The sequence below is a fragment of the Bacillus sp. J33 genome (assembly GCF_000518885.1).
Classification (GTDB): Bacteria; Bacillota; Bacilli; order Bacillales; family Cytobacillaceae; genus Cytobacillus.
The window spans coordinates 34,131-52,379 of sequence record NZ_JAEL01000014.1 but is presented as its reverse complement, the minus strand read 5'-3'; the positions used below and the strand labels follow the sequence as shown (position 1 = coordinate 52,379).

16 protein-coding genes are annotated in these 18,249 nt (G+C 42.0%); 11 read left to right on the top strand and 5 right to left on the bottom strand.

Annotated features, from left to right (window positions below; translation table 11 throughout):
- Positions 1-206: 206 nt before the first annotated feature.
- The gene (locus tag L634_RS0106475; protein WP_026581751.1) at positions 207-713 is read left to right on the top strand and encodes a ferritin; all 507 of its coding nucleotides are present in this window, start codon (positions 207-209) and stop codon (positions 711-713) included.
- Between the two features lie 53 nt (positions 714-766).
- On the opposite strand, the gene L634_RS0106470 is transcribed toward L634_RS0106475, so the two are convergent.
- Positions 767-1,615 (bottom strand): YitT family protein, encoded by an 849-nt coding sequence (locus tag L634_RS0106470; RefSeq protein ID WP_026581750.1) that lies wholly within the window; start codon positions 1,613-1,615, stop codon positions 767-769.
- A gap of 237 nt (positions 1,616-1,852) precedes the next feature.
- On the opposite strand from L634_RS0106470, the gene L634_RS0106465 reads away from it, so the two are divergent.
- Positions 1,853-2,038, top strand: a complete 186-nt coding sequence (locus tag L634_RS0106465) for a hypothetical protein (RefSeq protein ID WP_026581749.1) — start codon at positions 1,853-1,855, stop codon at positions 2,036-2,038.
- 128 nt (positions 2,039-2,166) lie between these two features.
- On the opposite strand, the gene L634_RS0106460 is transcribed toward L634_RS0106465, so the two are convergent.
- From L634_RS0106460 to L634_RS0106450, 3 genes are all read right to left on the bottom strand, one after another.
- The gene (locus L634_RS0106460) at positions 2,167-3,396 is read right to left on the bottom strand and encodes a PucR family transcriptional regulator (RefSeq protein WP_026581748.1); all 1,230 of its coding nucleotides are present in this window, start codon (positions 3,394-3,396) and stop codon (positions 2,167-2,169) included.
- A 117-nt stretch (positions 3,397-3,513) separates the two neighbouring features.
- The gene (gene putP / locus L634_RS0106455; RefSeq protein ID WP_026581747.1) at positions 3,514-4,977 is read right to left on the bottom strand and encodes a sodium/proline symporter PutP; all 1,464 of its coding nucleotides are present in this window, start codon (positions 4,975-4,977) and stop codon (positions 3,514-3,516) included.
- 159 nt (positions 4,978-5,136) lie between these two features.
- Positions 5,137-6,054 carry a proline dehydrogenase family protein gene (locus tag L634_RS0106450; RefSeq protein WP_026581746.1) on the bottom strand — a complete coding sequence of 306 codons (918 nt, stop codon included), beginning with the start codon at positions 6,052-6,054 and terminating at the stop codon, positions 5,137-5,139.
- A gap of 278 nt (positions 6,055-6,332) precedes the next feature.
- Here L634_RS0106450 and L634_RS0106445 point away from each other — a divergent pair, with 278 nt between their 5' ends.
- The 8 genes from L634_RS0106445 to L634_RS0106410 all read left to right on the top strand — a co-directional run bounded on the left by L634_RS0106445 (position 6,333) and on the right by L634_RS0106410 (position 15,976).
- A complete protein-coding gene (locus L634_RS0106445) occupies positions 6,333-7,487 on the top strand; it encodes an ABC transporter substrate-binding protein (RefSeq protein ID WP_026581745.1) in 1,155 nt (384 codons plus the stop codon).
- A 307-nt stretch (positions 7,488-7,794) separates the two neighbouring features.
- Positions 7,795-8,670: a branched-chain amino acid ABC transporter permease gene (locus tag L634_RS0106440; RefSeq protein WP_026581744.1), complete on the top strand. Its 876-nt coding sequence runs from the start codon at positions 7,795-7,797 to the stop codon at positions 8,668-8,670.
- 12 nt (positions 8,671-8,682) lie between these two features.
- Positions 8,683-9,660 carry a branched-chain amino acid ABC transporter permease gene (locus tag L634_RS0106435; RefSeq protein ID WP_026581743.1) on the top strand — a complete coding sequence of 326 codons (978 nt, stop codon included), beginning with the start codon at positions 8,683-8,685 and terminating at the stop codon, positions 9,658-9,660.
- Positions 9,632-10,405: an ABC transporter ATP-binding protein gene (locus tag L634_RS0106430; RefSeq protein ID WP_026581742.1), complete on the top strand. Its 774-nt coding sequence runs from the start codon at positions 9,632-9,634 to the stop codon at positions 10,403-10,405. Before L634_RS0106435 ends, L634_RS0106430 begins: the two co-directional genes overlap by 29 nt.
- Positions 10,398-11,108, top strand: a complete 711-nt coding sequence (locus L634_RS0106425) for an ABC transporter ATP-binding protein (RefSeq protein WP_026581741.1) — start codon at positions 10,398-10,400, stop codon at positions 11,106-11,108. Before L634_RS0106430 ends, L634_RS0106425 begins: the two co-directional genes overlap by 8 nt.
- 106 nt (positions 11,109-11,214) lie before the next feature.
- On the top strand, positions 11,215-12,195 hold the full coding sequence (locus L634_RS0106420; protein ID WP_026581740.1) for a glycerophosphodiester phosphodiesterase family protein: 981 nt from the start codon (positions 11,215-11,217) through the stop codon (positions 12,193-12,195).
- Between the two features lie 222 nt (positions 12,196-12,417).
- A complete protein-coding gene (locus tag L634_RS0106415; RefSeq protein ID WP_026581739.1) occupies positions 12,418-14,148 on the top strand; it encodes an ABC transporter ATP-binding protein in 1,731 nt (576 codons plus the stop codon).
- Entirely contained in the window at positions 14,141-15,976 is a 1,836-nt protein-coding gene (locus L634_RS0106410) for an ABC transporter ATP-binding protein (protein WP_026581738.1), read from the top strand. The genes L634_RS0106415 and L634_RS0106410 overlap by 8 nt, the downstream gene beginning before the upstream one ends.
- Before the next feature lie 56 nt (positions 15,977-16,032).
- Here L634_RS0106410 and L634_RS0106405 read toward each other — a convergent pair whose 3' ends face one another.
- Positions 16,033-17,094 (bottom strand): M20 family metallopeptidase, encoded by a 1,062-nt coding sequence (locus tag L634_RS0106405; protein ID WP_026581737.1) that lies wholly within the window; start codon positions 17,092-17,094, stop codon positions 16,033-16,035.
- A gap of 591 nt (positions 17,095-17,685) precedes the next feature.
- On the opposite strand from L634_RS0106405, the gene L634_RS0106400 reads away from it, so the two are divergent.
- Positions 17,686-18,192, top strand: a complete 507-nt coding sequence (locus tag L634_RS0106400) for a DoxX family protein (RefSeq protein WP_026581736.1) — start codon at positions 17,686-17,688, stop codon at positions 18,190-18,192.
- Positions 18,193-18,249: the final 57 nt, after the last annotated feature.

Sequence of the window (18,249 nt, the reverse complement as noted above, 5' to 3'; positions counted from 1 at the left end):
ATAGAATGGAAAGTGTTTATAAACAAAAAGCAGCCTTAATAGGGGGCAGCCATATTTTATATAACAGGAATAGCATTCATTTAATCCGGAAAAGTAAAAAATTATTCTTAATAACACGCAAAAAGATCTATGTGAATCAAAATTACATGCTTGTTTTAATCCTTATCGGGAATGGTAATAGAAGAATAAACTTAGGAGGATTTTTTATGTTAAGTGATAAACTAGTTATAGAGTTAAACAGTCAAATGAATTACGAATTTTATTCTGCCCATGCATATTTGGCAATGGCTGCTTACTGTTCAGCTGAAAATTTGGATGGGTTTGCTAATTTCTTTTTAGTGCAGGCCGAAGAGGAGCGTTTCCATGCCATGAAGTTTTACAACTTTTTAAATGACGTAGGTGCCCGAGTGACGGTAGAAGGGTTCCCGCCAGTTAATAATGATTTCAATTCTGTTTTGGATGTGTTTGAGAAAGGGATGGCCCATGAAAAGCAAGTAACAAGCCGAATCTACAAATTGTCGGATATCGCCCTGGATGAGAGGGAGCATGCAACCATGACCTTTTTGAAATGGTTTATTGAAGAGCAGGTAGAGGAGGAAGCCCTATTCGATAGCTTAATTCAAAAATTAAAACGGATTGATGATGACAGTAATGCATTTTTTATGCTGGAAGCTGAACTTTCGAAACGGACTTTTTCTCCTGAAGGGGAGTAAATGACTATATAAATAGTAAAAGCTTCATCCATAGCGGATGAAGCTTTTACTATTTATGCCAGCCGTTTAAAGTTTTGACCGAGAATTTCATTCATTGTATGGACAGTAATAAAGGCTTTATTATCTACCTGGGTGATATAGCCCTTCAGTTTGGTAAAATCTTTGCGGCCAAGGATGGTAGTAATCACTTCTTTTCTGTCGGAAGTAAAGGCGCCAGTTGCAGTATGGATAGTTGCTCCCCTGCCAAGTTCATGAACGATATATGACTTAATTTCATCGCTGTGGCTGCTGATGATGACAATTTCTTTATTTGAATTGAATTGCTGAAGTGCATAATCAATAACAAACCCATTTATAATTACACCAAAGAATGCATACATGCCGACTTGCGGTCCAAAAAGAACAGCAGAGGATAGTGCAATCGATAAGTCAGCAAGCAGCACCCCTCGGCCTACTTCGATGTTTAGGTATTTATTAAAAATCATAGCGATAATGTCCGTTCCGCCGGTCGATGCCTGCTGGTTAAATACAATTGCCATGCCGGTTGCGGCGATGCATTGGCCAATAATCAGCTGAATTAGTATATCATCGCTTAGCGGCTGGCTCATTGGAGCAAATTTTTCAAGCACCCACACAAAGAATGCCAGGGCAAAGCTTGCATAGATGGTTTTAGCGCCAAAGCCTGAGCCAAGGAAAACAAATCCGATCATAAAAAGTACAATATTGACAAGAATCATAAAGGTGCCGATTGAAAGTCCAGGGAACAGGTCATTCATGATAATCGAGAGCCCACTGACTCCTCCTGTTGCTAAATTATTAGGAGACAAGAAAAAGTGGACATTTATTGAAACAAGGAATGCTCCCAGATTGATCAATAAAAAGGAAAGAATTTTTTGCCGCATCACCGCAACCTCCTTTATCATTATTTTTCGCTTATCGTAAAAAGTTGAACAACGGGATTATAAAGCCCATAAACACCCTTTGTAAAGGGAATGCGGCCAAAAAGTTAAGGTTTAATAATTGTGACAATTGGAAGGGGTTGCAATATAGAGGGATAATTACTCATTTGCCTTCTTTTTTTATATAATAGATTTAGTCCAAACAGCTTATCTGATGCTAATGAAAGGAAGTTAGAAATCTTGAACAATAGAAAGGTTATCATTATACCCATCATGATCCTGGTAGCTGCAGCAGCTATGTGGATGCTAAACAAGGACTATCAGCAAATAGATATGTCGGTCAGAATGATGATAGCAGTTGGTGCAGCGCTATTATCTGGCGTCATTTCATACTTTCTGTTTAAACCTGAAAAAGAGGAAAATTAAAATGCCTGCTCCCCACAATGGGGACAGGCATTTTTTTTTGAATTTTTATAATGCTGGGTTGTATTAGAGGCACAGAGGCGCCCGGCTTGATGAAATTAGAAAAGCTGACTCCTTATCCCGGAATCAGCTTATTTTTTGCGTTTGAGCAGCTGTAAGTCGATATACAGCTGGCATCTTGTGTTAAAGTCATCAAAATCGATGGAAGTGAGGTCTGTAATTTGCTTCATACGATATTTTAGAGTATTGGTGTGTATGAAAAGCTGTTCCGCTGTCGGCTTGAGGCGGCAGTTGTTCAATAAGTAAACTTCAAGTGTTTTCAGCAAATTTGTCTGGCTTTCCTGATCCTTTTTCTGAAGTTTTAATAGGTCCTCATTAACGTACTTGGTTTTGCTGTTATGCTGGGCAATAGGCTCCAAATAGCGGAAAACCCATAGTTTTTTATAATCGAATGGCAGTTCTTCGGGTGAACCGATGAATTTTGCAGCTTTTATAACCTCCTGCGCTTCTGCATAGCTTTTTCTTAGCTTTAGAATGGAGTTATATTCACCGCCAATTCCTGCATAAACTGCCTGGTGCTTAAATTGGCTTAGGACAGTATTGGTCAGTTCATGTGCATCTTCCGATAGGCTGCCTGGTGCGGGGGAACTGCTTCCGATCAATACGATAATTTCCAGCTGGTTTGTAAAAATATGGGCTGGATGGCTGAGAGCATTCGCAAACAAGCGCACGGTTTCAGCCAGTTCTGCAAAAATTTCTTCGTCCGCCTGGGCAACGGTAAACACATTCACGATAAAGGCCTCGGGAAGTATGATTTTTACATTTGCCGCTTCCCACTTGATTTGATCCTCTGTTTGGTAGGTCCGGTCAATAACTTTTCTATAAAATTGATGTTTCTCCTCATCTTTTCGAAGCTTTAGCAAGTTTTTCTGATATAGCAGCTTGCCAATATGAAAAGAGATATCGTGCAAAAAACTCAGTTCGGTATCTGATAGCAGACCATCTGTTTCCTGAATCCAGATATACCCCAAGATGTGTTCTTTATATTTCGCGCTTACTACTACTCGCTGATTAAGTCCAATCTCTTCCATTTTTTTAATGCGGAATGGTTCTGGAATTGTTTTCAGCTGATCGACAATGCCTTCGTCCATAAATTTTTCCAAAATGGGTATCGGCCATCTTTTAGAAAAAATCGTCTGTTGATTGGCAAGGTCAAAGTGCTCAATATAATAAGAGCTGTAGGCCAGCAGCGAGAATTGCGCATCCTCTATGACAACCGGCTTCTTTAAAAAAGTGCTGACCATTTCCGTTATCTCATCAATATTTGTCAAATTAAGGATCTTCTCCAGCGGCTGGCTCATATGGCTCCCTCCTAAGTATCGCTGTTCTTTATTATAGAGAAAAACAATGTCAGGCACCACCAGGATTTGGGCAAAAGAAAAAAGACTGGGCATTTTTTGCCCAGTCCTGTGTAAAGACTATTTAAAAGACTTCTCAAAGGAGTCAAACTGTGTTTCGATTTCTTTGGAAGGTTTGCCTGTCAGAAGGCTGACAACAATGATGGCAATAAGGCTGGCAGCAAAGCCTGGAATCATTTCGTACAGCATTCCGGATAAGCCGGCACTTGACCAAATAATAACGGTGCTTGCCCCAACAACCATTCCTGCCAAAGCTCCCCATCTTGTCATGCGCTTCCAATATAAGCTAAGGATGATAAGCGGTCCGAATGAAGATCCGAACCCTGCCCATGCATAGCCCACAAGGCTTAGAATCGTTTCATTTTTCTCCCATGAAATAAACAATGCAACGATAGATACAAGCAAAACAGATAGTCTTCCGATTGTAACCAGTTCCTTGTCTGAAGCAGAGCGTCGGAAGAATGTCTTGTACAAGTCTTCCGTTAAGGAACTGGATGTTACAAGAAGCTGGGAAGAAATGGTGCTCATGATGGCTGCAAGAATTGCTGCAATTAAGAAGCCGGTAATAATCGGGTGGAATAATACTTCACCCAACAGGATGAAAATCGTTTCAGGGTCTTCCATGCTAATTCCGGCATCTGCAACATATGCAATGCCGATAAAACCTGTCAGCATCGCGCCGATGCTTGAGAAAATCATCCAGCCCATTCCAATGCGGGTGGCTTTTTTGATTTCTTTTACTGAGCTGATTGCCATAAAGCGGACAATGATATGAGGCTGACCGAAATAGCCCAGGCCCCATGCAAACAGGGAAATGATGCCTAGCAGGCTTGTCCCTTTGAAAATATCAAGAAGTGCAGGGTCAATGGATCGGGCTGAATCAATTGCCGGACCAAAGCCGCCTACATGGAATAAGGTTACTAAAGGTACAAGGATCAAAGCAATAAACATGATTAGTCCCTGGACAAAGTCTGTCCAGCTAACTGCAAGGAATCCGCCAAAAAGCGTATAGGACACTACTACACCTGTGATGATCCATAGTCCTGTATGGTAATCCAATCCAAAAGTACTTTGGAATAATACTCCGCCGGATACCATGCCTGATGAAACATAGAATGTGAAGAAAATCATAATAACTAATCCCGAAATCAGGCGAAGGATTTTGGATGTATCGCCGAAGCGGTTTTCCAAATACCCAGGAATGGTAATCGAGTCATTGGCTACCTCAGTATAAGTGCGCAGCCTTGGTGCAACATACAGCCAGTTAGCCCATGCGCCGAGCGTTAAGCCGATGACAATCCAGGATGCACTTAAACCAGTCGCATACATGGCGCCTGGAAGCCCCATTAGAAGCCAGCCGCTCATATCGGATGCACCCGCACTTAAAGCGGTAACAGCAGGACCAAGTGTTCGGCCGCCAAGCATGTAATCGGATAGATTGGAAGTTCGCTTATAGGCGTAATAGCCGATCCAAAGCATTCCAATCATATAGATAGAAATGGATATAAGCAATGCATAATCCATCGAGAAACCCCCTTATATAATTTTGTAAATATTTAGATAAAACAAGCTGTGAGAAAGCGTATATCTTTGCTTTCTCACTGCTTAGGAAATCTTTCTTTTGTTTTTGTATTAATTATAGCGGGATTTTACTATTTTGAAAGAAAAATATTTTACCTGATTTTAACCTTTAAAAATACCCTTGAATGCAAATGCAATATTCGCAGGGCGTTCAGCCATCCTTCTCATGAAATAGCCATACCAGTCCATTCCATATGGGACATAAACGCGCATCTTATACCCTTGCTTGGCCAATTCCAGCTGTGTTTTGTTTCTCATGCCGTAAAGCATTTGAAACTCAAAGCGGTCGTTCGGAATATTGTGCTTCTTGGCCAGTTCTTTTGTGTACTCAATGATTTGATCATCATGAGAAGCTATTGCTGTATAATTTCCGTTTAATAAACTTTGCTTGATTAATTTTTTGTAGTTCTCATCTACATCTTTCTTGTCAGGGAAGGCGTGTTCCGGAGCCTCCTTATAAGCTCCTTTAACAAGTCGCAAAAACGGCTGGTACTTGCCAAGATCCTGCAGGTCTTTTTCAGTCCGGTACAAATAAGCCTGCAAAACTGTGCTCACGCAGCTGTATTTTTCTTTAAACTGCCTAAACAAGTCAATAGTCGCCTGACAGCGGGGAACATCCTCCATATCAATTGTAACCATAATCTTGTGCTTTTCAGCGGTATCCAGGATTCGGGTCATATTTTTCACAACGAGATCACGGTCAATATCCAGGCCCAGGGATGTCATTTTGAGGGATACTTGTGAATCCAAGCCTTCTTTACTGATCATTTCAATCGTAGAAATGCATTCCTCTGTCCGCTCATTCGCAACTTCAACGGAATCAACAAACTCTCCCAAATGGTCAACAGTTACCGAAAGCCCCTGATTATTTAAGTCTCTTATAAAGCGGACGCTGCTTTGGAAGTCCACTCCGCCTATCAATTTTCCTGCAGCAAAACTTCCGCCGCGGTTTTGGGCAATTTTGTTTAATAAACTATTTTTAGAGAGATATAGAAAAAAGTCCCTTGTAATCGCTTCCATCCTATTGGACACCTCCATTGATTATTTCTTTAGATTAATCTTACAATTCTGTGACAAGTTCCGACAATGTTCCCGAAAAACAAAGATTTCCTTCTTATTTTGTTGGCAGAAGACAATGGAAGGAGACATTTTCCAAACAAACCAAAGTACTCTTCTATTTGTCAATTAATTATGTAAGAAAAGTTTCCATAATGTTATTTACATTGACGAGCATTTGTATTTAAATAGTAATATAGTTTTGAATATTTATTTATTTCTGAAAAATAGGGGGTTGGAAGATGAGAAAACAATTAAAGAGATTTGCCCAATTTACGGCACTGTCCAGTTTGCTTGTACTATCTGCATGCGGAGGCAATCAAACTGCCGGGGATAAAGAAGGAAATAGCAGCGGGGGAACAGTTAAAGCGGATATCGGAGTCATTTCCTATATCAGCGGTCCGGGAGCGGCTTATGGAGAAGCCATTACAAACGGCTTAAAGCTTGCTCAGGATGAGATTAATAGCAAAGGGGAAGTAGAGATTAACCTTGTTATTGAGGATTCAGCAGGCAAGCAGGATCAGGCATTGACCGCAGCGCAAAAGCTGATGAACTCCGAAAATGTAACTGGCATTATCGGGCCTACTTTAAGTACAGAAATGAATGTTGTAGGACCTGAGGCAGATCTCAATGGAGTGCCAATCATGGGAACTTCAACGACAGCAGAAGGCATCCCGCAGATTGGGGATTATGTTTTCCGGAACTCGCTTCCTGAAGCGTTGGCGATCCCGGCTGCAATCGATAAAGCCATTGAAAAATATGATGCAAAAAAAGTTGCAATTCTATATGGAAACGATGATGTGTTTACAAAATCAGGCTTCGATACGATGAAAAAAGCTGCAGAAGAAAAAGGCCTTGAAATTTTAACGATTGAAACATTCCAAAAAGGACAATCAGACTATAATGCTCAGTTAACGAAAATCAAGGGTTTAAATCCTGATCTGATTTTGGCCTCTGCACTATATAACGAAGGAGCAGTCATTATGGACCAGGCCCGAAAAATGGGGATTGATGTACCTTTTGTCGGCGGAAATGGCTTTAACTCCCCAGAGGTAATCAACATTGCTGGTGACGCGGCAAATGGACTAATTGTTGCAACCCCTTGGTATGGTGAAAAGGAAGATGAAAAGGTCCAGGAGTTTGTCAGCAAATTTGAAGAAGAATACGGAAAAAAACCTGACCAATTTGCTGCCCAGGCATACGATGCTCTATACATTATGGCAGAAGCACTGAAAAATGCAGGTGAGTCTGACCGTGATGCGCTGCGTGATGCATTAGCTGAGATCAAAGGCTTTAATGGCATTCTGGGAGAATTCTCTTTTGATGAAGAAGGGGATGTCGTCATGGATCCAACCGTCCTGGTGATTGAAGATGGAGCTTTCAAGGTGTTTGAATAATAAGGCTATTTTCGTTAAGTTTGTTGCTTTTTGAAGGCGAAGGCAGTTTAACCGACTGAGTTGATTGCAGCGGAGGGCATTAGACACCAGCTCAGAAAAGAGGGAAGCGGGAGACACACGGGCGAAGCCAGGGAGGCTCGCATCGCAAAGCAAGTGTCTCGTGCTGAAATCAACGGGCAAAATTTATAAGAAAAGAGCCAATAATAAAAATCTCTTAGTAAAGCTCTGGCGCCGATAGTGCCTGAGCTTTACTTATAAAAATGAAGATTGCTAGCTTTTATAAAAATATGTTAGTAGGTGGATAGCCGTGTTAATTGAACAATTAATAAACGGATTAACTCTTGGCAGCATTTATGCAATCGTTGCACTTGGGTTTACTTTGGTCTTCGGGGTACTTGGCATTATTAACATGGCCCACGGAGAAATCTTTATGTTCGGTGCTTTTATAGGAGTTGTAGTGACCGCTACCTTCAAAGGCCCGCTTTGGCTTGCATTCCTGGCAGCTATTTTGGTTACTGCCGCTATGGGGTATATGCTTGAACGGTTTGCTCTGAGGCCCCTCCGCAATAAACAAGGTGTTTCACATTTGGCTCCATTAATCAGTACGATTGGTGTATCGATATTGCTGGAGAACCTTTCGCATCATCTTTTTGGCCCGGGGAATCATCCGTTCAGAGCGTCATTTGCCGAAATAAGTTTTCAAATTGGGTCTATCACTGTATATCTTGTGCAGATTGTCATTTTTGTCATTTCTGTACTGCTGATGTACACACTTTCTTTTTGGCTTGGAAAAACAAAGGCAGGCAAGGCGTTGAGAGCTACAGCAGAAAATCTTGAAACGGCGAGCCTCCTTGGAGTTGATGTTAAAAGAACGATTACAATGACCGTTATTATTGCATCGGCAATGGGGGGAATTGCAGGCATTCTGGTCGGGATGGCTTTCAACTCTGTTACGCCGCAGATGGGATTATCCATCGGATTAAAGGGTCTGGCTATCATCATTCTCGGCGGCATGGGAAATGTCAAAGGTGCAATGGCTGGAGGACTGATCCTTGGATTGGCAGAAACCTTTGTTGTTGTTTACGGCAATTCCGGCTACAAGGATGCAATCGCTTTTGTGGCCATTATCATTATACTTCTCATTAGGCCTCAAGGATTGTTCGGCCAAAAAATATCAGCGTAAGAAGGTGAATTCATGCTTGCAGAATTAATCAATCCATATCATTTACAGGTTGCTTCCTTTATATTGATTAACATTATACTTGGGGTAAGCATTTATATTACACTATCAACCGGACAGCTATCCCTTGCCAATGCAGGGTTTATGGGGATTGGGGCCTATACTTCCGCACTTTTGACGCTGAATTTTGACCTTCCGATTATTGTGGGGATACTGGCAGGGACTTTAATGGCAGGCTTGTTCGGGATCCTGATTGGAATTCCGGCTTTGAGGCTTCAAGGAGTTTACCTGGCAATTGTTACCCTTGGTTTTGGAGAAGTGATCCGCGTTATTTTTGTAAACTGGGAGTCGCTGACAATGGGAGCTGTTGGCCTCTCAGGGATTCCGCATATGGGACGCGAAATCCTCAATACACTAAAAGGCTTTGGCTTCGATCCTAAGGTTCTCGGCCTTCAAAATAATCAATTTGTTTTCCTTGCAATTTTCCTGCTGCTATTAATCATTACCATCTCGATTATCACTTTTTTCAGAAGGCAAAACCACTCACGTGTAGGACGGGCTTTTGCTGCGATTAAGCTGGATGAAAAAGCTGCAGAATCAATGGGAATCAACATAACCTATTATAAAGTTCTTGCATTTGCACAAGGTGCCTTAGTAGCAGGATTCGCAGGCACATTGTTTGCACATGTGCTTGCATACATAAGCCCTGCTGACTTCGCCTATCATCGTGCAGTCGAGATTCTGATTTTTGCCGTGTTTGGGGGTAGTGAGGTCATTTGGGGGCCAGTATTTGGAGCGTTATTTTTAACTGTCATGCCGGAAGTGCTCCGTTTTATCAGCGAATACCGCTATATGATTTACGGATTGATCATTATTATCATGATGGCTGTCCGTCCACAAGGACTTATTGATGTCAGCATTTTAAATTGGATCAAGCTGAAAACGTCTAAGAGGGGGCAAAAGCATGGTACTTCAAGTCAAAAAAGCATGTAAAAACTTTGGCGGGCTGAGTGCTCTGTCTGATGTCTCATTCACTATAAACAATGGAGAAATCTTTGGGCTAATTGGGCCGAATGGCGCAGGCAAGACAACGATGTTCAATTTAATTACATCCATGTTTACACCTTCCTCTGGCGAAATATTATTTAATGGTGATAACTTAACAGGCCTGAAACCTCACATGATTACCGAAAAAGGCATTTGCAGGACATTCCAGAATATTCGCCTATTTCCGCAGATGACGGCTGAGGAAAATGTCATGGTAGGGGAACACTGCCGGAGCAAGGCAGGGGTGTTTAGCAGTGTCTTCAGGACAAAAACACAGCGTCAGGAAGAAGAAAGAATCCGCCGCAAAGCAAATGAATTGCTTGAGTTTGTTGGGCTGGGAGGTTATGCAGAGATTGTTTCAGACAGTCTGGCTTATGGCCAGCAAAGAAGACTGGAAATTGCAAGGGCATTGGCCAGCAGCCCTCAGCTTCTGCTCCTCGATGAGCCGGCAGCGGGAATGAACGAAACGGAGACAAGCGAACTTTTTAACCTAATTAAAAAAATTCAGGAACAAGGAACTACGATACTCTTAATCGAGCATGATATGCCGCTGGTAATGAAATTATGCGACCGCATTGCAGTTCTCAACTTTGGCAAGAAAATCGCTGAAGGTACACCATACGATATTCAAAATAACCCTGATGTCATCGAAGCCTATCTCGGCAGTGAGGAGGAAGATCTTTATGCTTAAGGTAAATGGCATTTCCGCCTATTATGGCCAAATCCAAGTACTTAAGAACATCGCCCTGGAAGTGGAAGAAGGCAGTATAGTTACAATTCTTGGTGCAAACGGAGCCGGGAAAACAACGACCATGAAGACCATATCTGGACTTCTGAAACCGAAGCATGGCAGCATTTCATTTCAGGGTGAGGATGTGACGGGATTACGGCCTGATCAACTGCTGAGAAAGGGCATAGCACTTGTTCCGGAGGGAAGGCAGATTCTTGCAGGAATGACCGTTTTTGAAAATCTGGAAATGGGAGCATATCATCGAAAGGATAATGAAATTGAACACGATATTAAACGTATAATGGAAAGGTTTCCTATACTTGATGAAAGGCAGAAGCAGCTTGGAGGGACTTTATCTGGAGGACAGCAGCAAATGCTTGCCATTGCCAGAGCCATTCTGAGTAAGCCGAAGCTTCTCCTTCTGGACGAACCGTCAATGGGATTGGCCCCGTTGATTGTTGCCGATATCTTTAAGATTATTAAAGAAATTAACGAAGCAGGCACAACAGTTCTTCTGGTGGAACAGAATGCAAGACAGGCTCTGCGCATATCTGATTATGGATATGTGCTGGAAACAGGAAAAATCGTAGCGGAAGGAAATTCCCAAGAGCTATTGAATGATCCAAGAATTATGGAGGCCTATCTAGGACGAAAATCAAGTTAGTATTTATTTGAAGGTCAAATCGATTGATTTGGCCTTTTGTATTTTAGCTGGCGATATTATGGTAAAATGTTCGGGTATGATCGAAAGGAAACAAGCTGGAGGATATATGAGAAAGATAAAAATATTTTTTAAAAGACTGCTTATGTTTTTATTAATTCTTGCTGTATTTATGTTTGCCAATAACACCTCAATGTTTACAAAAGAAAGGGATCAAAAGCCCTTGCTGCTGGCTCATAGAGGATTGGCGCAGACCTTCCATATGGAAGGAATAACAGGGAATACATGTACAGCAGAACGAATTTATGAACCTGAACATCCTTTTATTGAAAATACAATACCTTCCATGGAGGCTGCTTTTGAAGCTGGAGCTGATGTGGTGGAATTGGATATCCAGCCGACAAAGGATGGCCAGTTTGCGGTTTTTCATGATTGGACACTTGAGTGCCGGACAGATGGCCAGGGGGTTACCAGGGAACATACAATGGCTGAACTGAAACAGCTTGACATTGGGTACGGCTATACGGCCGACAACGGAAAAACTTATCCTTTCCGGGGGAAAGGAATTGGGCTGATGCCTACTCTTGATGAAGTAATGCAGCATTTTCCGGAAGGGAATTTTTTAATCCATATTAAAAGCAATGATCCAAAGGAAGGAAAACAGCTTGCTGAGTTTCTTTCAAAATTTCCGGAAAGCAGGCTGAAGAATATAACTGTATATGGGGGCGATGAACCTATTGCTGCACTCCAGGAAAAAATGCCTGGCATGCGCGTGATGTCAAAGGCAACCATGAAAAGCTGCCTCTTGCCCTACATAGCAGCAGGCTGGACAGGATATATGCCAAATTCCTGTGAAAAGAAACAGATCCATATCCCGGAAGCTTATGCAAAATGGATGTGGGGATGGCCGAATAAGTTTTTAAATAGAATGGACGATGCAGATACGAAAGTCATAGTGGTTGCAGGTGACGGAAGCTGGTCTGAAGGATTTGACAGCCCTGAAGATCTGGGACGCCTTCCGGAAAGCTTTTCCGGCGGCATTTGGACGAACCGGATTGACCTTATTGCCCCTGTTCATAAGAATAAATAGACGCTTGGAAATATCCAGGCGTTTTTTTATTAATATGTTTTTAGATTTCGTGAATACAAATGGGTGGCAGCGCCTGCGAATCTTCTGCTATTTTTACAGTTAAATTATTCAAAAATTTTGTAAAAAGGGATATTATAATTATAACGGTATAATATTTAGTTTTTCGAAGGATTTTAACGCCTTTTGGTACATATTTTGTAATTACAGCTTGGGGGACTCTGAATGCCGAGGATTTTTTCATTTCTTAAGCCTTACCGGATGGCGGTGGCGGTAGCATTATCACTAATGCTGACAGAGCTTGCGGTTGAGCTTATTCAGCCGTTGTTAATGGCCAAAATCATAGATAACGGAATTATGCAAAATGATCTCCAGGAGGTTATGAAATGGGGAGGGATTATGGCAGCTGCTTCTTTTGCGGCTTTTGCTGCAGGGGTTATTAATTCCTTTTATGCTGCCCACGTTAGCCAAAGCTTTGGGTTTGATGTAAGAAAAAGCTTGTATGACAAGGTACAATCCTTTTCATTTGCCAACTTTAATCTTTTCCCGACATCTTCTCTTATCACCAGAATGACCAATGATATTACGCAGCTTCAAAATACAGTCTTTATGAGTCTGCGGATTATGATGAGGGCGCCCTTATTGATTATCGGAGGGCTTTTAATGGCTTTTGCAGTAAATGTGAAGCTGGCTCTGATTTTATCAGCTGTAGCCCCATTCCTGTTTTTATTTCTAATTTGGATAATGGGCAAAGGGGGAGTGCTCTTTAAGGCTGTTCAGGAAACATTAGATGGAGTAAACAGCGTGATGCAGGAAAATCTGACAGGAATCCGCCTAATTAAAGCTTTTGTCCGCAGGAAGCATGAAGTTAATCGTTTTACCCGTACAAATGAGGATCTTAGGGATGGGACAATTCGGGCATTGCGTCTCATGGAAGTGACAATGCCTGTTCTCCTTTTGATTATGAATCTTTGCATACTGGGAGTGCTTTGGTTTGGAAGCATACAGGTCAATACAGGGGATGTGAAGGTAGGAGAAGTTGTTGCAATTATAAACTATGCCACTAGAATCACCGCCGCTTTTTCCATCTTTTCCTGGATTATTATGGCCTTTTCAAGGGCCCGGGCGTCTGCTAATCGTGTTACCGAGGTTTTGGAAACCGAAGTAGATTTGGCCGATCATTTAGACTCCAATGAGAGCTTAACAGTGAGAGAAGGAAAAATAGAATTTGAGAATGTTTCATTTCAATATCCTGGAACGTCCGAGAAGGTCCTGGATAGTATCAGCTTTAAGATTAATCCTGGAGAAACAATTGCCATCCTTGGTGCAACAGGAGCGGGCAAAACGTCCCTATTCCAGCTTATCCCGCGGCTTTATGATGTTGCCGGAGGAGAGGTGAGGATTGATGGGCATGATGTCCGTGAAATGAGAATGGAAAACCTCCGCAGGAAAATTGGTTTTGTCCCGCAGGAAGCGCTGCTTTTTACAGGCAGTGTAAAAGAGAACATATCATGGGGGAAGGAAGATGCCACCATGGAGGAAATTACTGAAGCAGCTGTGAATGCACAAATTCATGAAACCATAATGAAACTGCCTAAGGGGTATGACACAAGAGTAGGGCAAAAGGGTGTAAACTTATCCGGAGGGCAAAAACAGCGATTATCAATTGCACGGGCGCTTGTAAGAATGCCGGAAATTTTACTTCTTGATGACAGTACAAGTGCCCTGGACATGAAAACAGAAGCAAAGCTGCTTGGATCTCTAAAGAAATATACATGTACGACTCTGATTATTACGCAGAAAATCAGTACAGCAATGGAAGCAGACAGAATTTTATTGCTTGAGGATGGAAGGCTTCTCGCTGAAGGTGAACATGATGCTCTCATTCATACATCAGAATTATACAGACGGATTTACCAATCCCAATCCAGAGAGGGGAACAGGGATTATGCTTAAACAGCTGAAAAGGCCATTCCGATATAAAAAAATCCCATTGGATCTTAATGGAGAAGTTCAAAAAGGGAAAAAGCCCAAATCAAAAAAGATGGGTGCCACATTAAAGAGAATATGGACCTATTTATCTTATAATAAAGGGCTGTTATTCCTCGTTCTTTTCATGGTGCTTGTCAGTTCCGCTCTAGGGCTGCTTGGCCCATATTTAGTTGGTGTGGCAATTGATGAGTATATTGTCACACGGAACAGTGAAGGGTTTATCATCTTGCTGGCCGGGCTGGCAGTTATCTATGTGCTGCATTCGCTATCACTCTGGCTTCAGAATTATTGGATGATCGGCATTGCACAGGAAACGGTTTTTGCGATGAGGACAAAGCTGTTCAGGCATTTGCATAAGCTGCCAATCCCTTTCTTCGATAAGCGCCAGCAGGGAGAGTTAATGAGCAGGGTAACAAATGATATTGAAAACGTCAGCACTACTTTAAATAGTTCAGTTATCCAGGTGTTTTCCAGCCTTTTGACCTTGGTTGGCACAGTTTCTGTTATGATGTGGCTAAGCCCGCTGCTTACGCTCATTACGCTTATCATTGTGCCGTTAATGTTCTTTGGAATGAAATGGATTACAAAACGGACAGGAAGGCTATTCAAGGAGCAGCAAAGAAATTTAGGCGAGCTGAATGGTTTTATTGAAGAAACCATATCTGGACAGCGAATTATCAAGACTTTTTCACAGGAAAAGAAAGTCATGGCAGAGTTTCAAGAGAAAGGAGAAAAGCTCAGGGTGGCTGGCTTCTGGGCACAGACATATTCAGGATTTATTCCGAAGCTGATGAATGTGCTGAATAACCTGAGCTTTGCCATTATTGCCGGGATAGGCGGTATTTTTGCCCTGAATGGAATGATTTCAATCGGTGTCATTGTCATATTTACCGAGTATTCCCGTCAATTTACACGTCCGCTAAATGACCTGGCAAATCAATTTAACACGCTTTTGTCTGCAATTGCAGGGGCGGAGCGGGTATTTGACATAATGGATGAAGAGGATGAATTTAAGAAAGAAGAGCATCTTAAAGAGCTTACTACTATTAAAGGAGAGGTTGAGTTTCGGGATGTTTCTTTTTCATATGAAGAAGATGGCAATACAGTAAGGAATATTAACCTTCACGTAAAAGCGGGTCAGACGGCTGCTTTTGTTGGCCCAACAGGAGCCGGCAAGACAACGATGATTAATTTGCTGTCCCGTTTTTATGAACGGGGCGCAGGCAGCATTCTGATAGACGGTGAAGATATAATACATGTGAAAAGAGAAAGCTTGCGGAAGCATATGGGATTTGTCCTTCAGGACTCATTCCTTTTCAGGGGAACAGTCCGTGAAAATATCCGTTATGGCAGACTGGAAGCTTCAGATGAAGAAGTAGTGGAGGCGGCCACACTTGCCAATGCTCATTCCTTTATTATGAAGCTTCCGCAGCAGTACGATACTGTGCTGAGTCAGGATGGAAATGGCATCAGTCAAGGGCAGAAGCAGCTGCTTTCCATTGCACGGGCATTCCTGGCTAATCCAAGCATTTTGATTTTGGATGAGGCAACAAGCAGCATTGATACGGTGACAGAGCTCAAAATCCAGGATGCCCTCCAGGAACTCATGAAGGGCCGCACTAGCTTCGTCATTGCACACCGGCTAAATACGATTCAAAATGCCGATAAAATCATTGTACTAAAAGAAGGGCGCATTATTGAAGAAGGAACACATGATTCACTGCTCGAACAGGAGGGCTTTTATTTTCAGCTCCATGGGAAAGCAGCAGTGGGGGCACTGAATATTTATTGAAAGGGAGGATTTGGGAAAACTCAAATCCTCCTTTTATTATATCTTTCATTAATTTGTTAATTCGAAAACTTCATAGCGAAATCTATTAGCATTTTTTCATATATATGGACTGAATGCGGAAGGACATATTCTTTGTCACCATGCCAATTCATTCCGGAGGGGCCAAACTCGATAGCAGGGATCCCGTAATTTGCGAAGAATACTGTATCCGCAGAACCGTGCTGGCCAAAGAATACCGCTTTATCTTCGGTATACTTTTCGACGATCGGTTCGAGCATTAAAATGAAGGGGTTATCCCTCTTTGTTATTAGCGGTTTGCTGAACATATTGACGATTACTTCGCCATCAGTAATGCTTTCGATTTGTTTGATGACGTCTTCATGGTTCTGTGTAGGCAAGTAGCGGATATCATAGGACATCACGCATTTTTCAGGCACCTTGTTGTAAACATCGCCGCCATTTATTTTAGCAAGATTAATGGATGGATATGGATAGAACTCCGACGATTCTTTTGCGAAAGGCAATTTTATTAGGTTTTGATGAACTTCAAAAGCTTTTTCAATGGCGCTGACCCCTTCCCAAGGCCGGCTGCCATGGGCCGGATCCCCCTCAATCTCGATATCCAGCCTTATAACACCCTTAGCTTCTAGAGCAATACCAAGCTGGGTTGGCTCAGAACAAATGACAAAATCACCGCGGTACCCTTGCTCTGCAAGGTAGCCCGAACAATTAAACCCTCCGATTTCTTCATCTGACACAATTTGGAGCTGGATTTTCACACCTATAGGCTGATTGTGAAGCTCTTTGACTGCACACATCATGGCGGCTACTCCAGCTTTCATATCTGCTGCGCCGCGGCCATAGATTTTATCCCGAATTTCTACAGGGATAAATTGTTCATCCTTGCCTGATACAACATCAACATGGCCGTTGAAGATGACTGTTTGGTCGCCGCTTCCAATTTCGCAGACTGCCATTTTATAGCCGTTGTTTTCAATTATTTCGGATGGGAGGTTATGGCCGGACATCCATTGATGGCAGTATTCAATTGCCCGGTTAGCCTCCTCCTTAATAGAGCTATTAATAGAAATGAGATCTTTCAGTAAATTCTCCAGCATATTTAAAAAGATCCTCCTTTATTTCTAGCTGAATGCGCTTTGCAGACATATCATTCCTATTCCCAGCTTTGGATAGAAGAAATCGTATTTTTAATAAATACTTTTGATAGAGAACTTTTTAGCAATAAAAAGAACCGAAGAACCAGTAATAATATGATTATAGAGCTGTTTCCCATATATATGTATTTATCAACATGTTCAAGCTGTATTACAAGTGGGGGCAACAAGCTTATGAACACTATCCACAGAAGTATTCGCCAAATACTATTAACAGGCATAAGAAAGGTTAATTATATATATTACAGTGTTTATCTAACTTATCAACAAAATCCACAGTGTTGTGGATAAGATTATGTGTACAACTAACCCAACATTAGCCCAATAATTGTGAAGAATTGGTGAAGTGCATTGCGGAAAGACGTTTTAAGGAGTATATTAAAAGTGAAGAAAGATAGTGAAACATTTCACAAATGGATTCACTAAAGCGACCTTTCTTCACAAGAGCTGGCCGGCTTTTAAATATCCAAAGTGGATAAAAAATTTTAAAAATACATGTGAAACAATTCACAATAAATTATGGAGATGATTATCATGAAATGGTGGAAAACTCCGCAAGCAGCTGTTGCGTGGACGATATTAAGAATTTGGCTTGGCATGCAGTGGCTTGAAGCAGGCTGGCACAAGGTTGCAGATGGATTTAATGCAGGCGGGTTTATGCAGGGAGCCATCGCAAAGGCAGGAGGCGATCATCCGGCCGTGCAAGGCTGGTATGCTGAATTCCTTGAAAGTATAGCGATGCCAAATGCAGACTTATTTAGCTTTTTAGTCGCATGGGGAGAGGTTCTTGTGGGTATCGGGCTAATCCTTGGCGCAGCAACCATCCCAGCTTTAATCGCAGGAGCATTTATGAACCTTAACTTTTTACTGGCAGGAACTACAAGCACAAATCCAATCTTATATACAGCCGCTATCATCCTTCTCTTTACCGGAAGCGGGGCATATTTCTGGGGCGTTGACAGATTCGCGATTCCATATCTTAAGACCATGGTGAAAAAAGGCGGACACAGAATCGGTAAAAGAGAAGCGCACAATTATTAAACTAAAATGTAAGAAGCAGGGAATAAATGTCCCTGCTTCTTAACTTTGTTAATGCAG